Origin of the sequence: Methylibium sp. T29 (genome assembly GCF_000576205.1) — a bacterium.
Lineage (GTDB): Bacteria > Pseudomonadota > Gammaproteobacteria > Burkholderiales > Burkholderiaceae_C > Methylibium > Methylibium petroleiphilum.
Map to the genome: position 1 here is coordinate 1 of NZ_AZND01000306.1, position 3,471 is coordinate 3,471.

The following is a 3,471-nucleotide window of genomic DNA, read 5'->3' on the forward strand; positions in this document are numbered from 1 at the left end:
CGCCCGACAGCTCGGACGGCCGGTGCGCGGTGCGCGCGGCCAGCCCCACGGCGGCGAGCATAGCGTGCGCCTCGGCATGAGCCGCTTCGCGCGGCAGGCGCCGGATCAGCAGCGGCATGGCGACGTTGTCGAGCGCGCTGAATTCGGGCAGCAGGTGGTGGAACTGGTAGATGAAGCCGAGATGCCGGTTGCGCCAGGTGCCTTGGGCCGCCGCATCCATCGCAGCGAAGTCGCGGCCCATCAGCTGCACGCCGCCGGCGCTGGGCCTGTCGAGCCCGCCCAGCAGGTGCAGCAGCGTGCTCTTGCCCGAGCCGGACGCACCCACCACCGCGAGCGTCTCGCCGCGCACCACCTGCAAATCCACCCCACGCAGCACCGCCACGTCGAGACCGCCCTCGGTAAAGCGCTTGTGCAGCCCGCGCGCCTGCAGCACGGCACCGTGGCTCACCCCCTCCCCCGACTCACTCATAGCGCAGCGCCTGGGCCGGTTGCACGCGGCTCGCGCGCCAGCTGGGGTAGATCGTCGCGACGAAGGCGAGCAGCAGCGACACCAGGCCGATCGGCACGATGTCGGCCGACTGCGGATCGCTCGGCATGCGGCTGATCAGGTAGATGCTGCCAGGCAGGAAGCTGGCGTTGAACAGACGCTCGAGCGCAGGCACGATGACATCGATGTTGAGCGACACCAGCAGCCCCAGCGCCAGTCCCGAGCAGGTACCGATCACACCCGAGGCCGCGCCCTGCACCATGAAGATCCCCATGATCGAGCGCGGGCTGGCGCCCAGCGTGCGCAGGATCGCGATGTCGGCCTGCTTGTCGGTCACCGTCATCACCAGCGTGCTGACCAGGTTGAAGGCCGCCACCGCGACGATCAGCGTGAGGATGATGAACATCATGCGCTTCTCGAGCTGCACGGCGTCGAACCAGTTGCGGTTGGTGCGGGTCCAGTCGCGCACGCTGACCGCGGGGCCGAGCTGCTCGGCCAGCTCGAAGCCGACGCGGCGCGCCTGCTGCTGGTCGCGCAGCCTGAGCTGCACGCCGGTGGGCCCGTCCACGCGGAACAGCCGCGCCGCATCGTCGATGTGCATCAGCGCCAGTCCGCTGTCGTACTCGTAGTGACCGGCATTGAAGGTGCCCACCACCGTCATCTGCTTGAGCCGCGGCACAACGCCGGCCGGCGTGACCTGGCCGTTGGGCGTGACCAGCGTCACCGGGTCGCCCACCTTCACGCCCAGCGTGCGCGCCAGCTCGCCGCCCAGCACGATGCCCCAGGCGCCAGGCTTCAGGCCCGCGAAGGCGCCGTCGCGGGATTGCGCCGCCAACGGCGTCACGTTCGCTTCTTCGGCCGGATCGATGCCGCGCACGACGGCGCCGCGCATGTCCTCGCCGCGCGCGATCAGCGCCTGGGTCGCGATGAAGGGCGCCGCACCCAGTACCTCGGGATTGCCGCGCGCCGCCGCGGCGGTAGCGCGCCAGTCGGGCAGCGCATTGCCGCCGGCTTCGAAGATCTCCACGTGCGCGATGACGCTCAGCATGCGGTCGCGCACTTCCTTCTGGAAGCCGTTCATCACCGACAGCACGATGATCAATGCCGCCACCCCGAGCGCGATGCCGAGCATCGACACACCCGAGATGAAGGAGATGAAGCCGTTGCGCCGCCCGCTGCGGCCGGCGCGGGTGTAGCGCCAGCCGATGGTGAGTTCGTAGGGCCAGTGCATGAGCAGCAGGATGCTACCCGAGGCGATCCGGCCTCGCGGCGGTCGGGATCGTTGCGGCGCGTTAGGCTGGCCGCCCTCGCACCCGCAAAGACGAAGGAGTCTCGACATGCCGCTGCACCGTCTCGCCACTGCACTGGTGGCCCTGCTGGTGCTCACCGTCGGCGCCGCAGTCGCCGCGCCGTTCGACCGCGGCCTGCTGTGGCGCATCGAGCGCGACGGTCGGCCGGCGAGTCACGTCTACGGCACCATCCACCTCGACGACGCCCGCGCCAAGGCCTTCGGCCCGCAGGTGGACGAGGCCCTGGCCGCGTCGCGCGCCTGGTGGTGGAGATGCTCGACGACGCCGACAGCCGCAGCGCGTTCGAGACGGCGGCCCGGTTGCCGCCGGGGCGCAGCTGCGCACGCTCGCCGGGCCCGAGCGCTTCGAACGCGTGGCGTCGCGGCTCTCCGCACGCTATGGCCTGCCGGCCGCCGCCACCGAGCGTCTGACACCCTGGGCCGCCTACCTGACTCTGTCGCAGCCGCCTCGGCCTCAGGGCGAGATCGTCGACGCCGCGCTGCAGCGCATCGCGCGCCAGCGCGGGCTGCCGGTCGTGCCGCTCGAGACAGCGCGGGAACAGATCGCCTCGATCGCGGCCGTGCAGACCGGGCACATGCTGGCGCTGCTGGAGGCGCAGGCACGGCGCCACGACGAAACCATCGCCGCCATCGACACGCTGCTGGCGCGCTATCTCGAGGAAGACCTCGACGGCATGCTGCAGAACGAGGAACTCGCGCTGCGCGACGAGCCGGCGCTGCGCCCCGCCTACAGCGACCTGTTCGAGCAGATCCTGGTGCGCCGCAGCGCCCGCATGGTCGAGCGCATGCGGCCCCGGCTGGAGCGCGGCGGCGCCTTCGTCGCGATCGGCGCCCTGCACCTGCACGGCGAGCAGGGCGTGCTGGCGCTGCTCGAGCGGGCTGGCTGGCAGGTGCGGCGCGTCGAGAGGCAGCGCCGCTGAACCGTCCGGGGACCGGCCCGGATAATCCTGCCATGCACCTCGTGATCCCCTTCGCCGCCCCGCTGTCAGAGGCAGGCCAGCACGCGTTGGGCGAGCTCGCGTTGCCGGCGCTCGACGCGCTGCTGGGCCGGCTCACGGCCGACCCCCTGAACGAAGGCGACGAATACCAGCTCTCGCCGCCACACGAGCGGGTGCTCGCCCGAGCGCTCGGCTGGCGGGGGGCCGACGGCGCCCTGCCCTGGGCGGCCCGCGCCGCCGCCGCAGACGGCCTGGACACCGGCGATCTGGCCTGGGGCCTGCTGAGCCCGGTGCACTGGCAGATCGGCCGCGAGCACCTGACGATGGACGACCCCGAGTCGCTGGCACTCGACGCGGCCGAGTCGCGCGCCGCCTTCGACACCGTGCGACCACTGTTCGAGAGCGAAGGCTGGCTGTGCGCCTGGGGCGCGCCGACACGCTGGTACGTCGCCCACGAGACCTTGGCCGACTTGCCGACCGCGTCGCTCGACCGCGTGATCGGCCGCAACCCCGATCTGTGGATGCCAGAGCACCCGGCCGCGCGTTTCGTGAAGCGTCTGCAGAACGAAGTGCAGATGCTGCTCTACACGCACGCGCTGAACGACGCCCGCGAAGCGACCGGCCGGGACGTGCTGAACAGCTTCTGGCTCAGCGGCTGCGGCACCCACCAGCCGGACCGCGGCGAGGCACCGCGGGTGCTGGACGCGCTGCGCGCGCCGGCGCTGCGCGAGGACTGG

The 3,471-nt window shown here is 71.9% G+C and carries 4 protein-coding genes; 2 read left to right on the top strand and 2 right to left on the bottom strand.

Annotation, left to right across the window (positions count from 1 at the left end; genetic code table 11):
* Both x551_RS19875 and x551_RS19880 read right to left on the bottom strand, forming a co-directional pair.
* Positions 1 to 469 (bottom strand): ATP-binding cassette domain-containing protein (locus tag x551_RS19875; RefSeq protein WP_036250521.1); only part of this gene is annotated, 469 nt, incomplete at its 3' end.
* Positions 462 to 1,718: a lipoprotein-releasing ABC transporter permease subunit gene (locus tag x551_RS19880; protein WP_036231651.1), complete on the bottom strand. Its 1,257-nt coding sequence runs from the start codon at positions 1,716 to 1,718 to the stop codon at positions 462 to 464. The genes x551_RS19875 and x551_RS19880, both read right to left, overlap by 8 nt.
* A gap of 128 nt (positions 1,719 to 1,846) precedes the next feature.
* On the opposite strand from x551_RS19880, the gene x551_RS19885 reads away from it, so the two are divergent.
* Positions 1,847 to 2,716, top strand: coding sequence for a TraB/GumN family protein (locus tag x551_RS19885; RefSeq protein ID WP_081771425.1), 870 nt, complete (start codon positions 1,847 to 1,849; stop codon positions 2,714 to 2,716).
* A gap of 32 nt (positions 2,717 to 2,748) precedes the next feature.
* Positions 2,749 to 3,471: hypothetical protein (locus x551_RS19890; protein WP_036250518.1), on the top strand; the 723-nt coding region annotated here is incomplete at its 3' end.

What these genes read in the sequence shown, in the direction of transcription:
- x551_RS19880 (WP_036231651.1), bottom strand. Translation starts at nt 1,718, where the DNA reads ATGCACTGGCCCTACGAACTCACCATCGGCTGGCGCTACACCCGCGCC.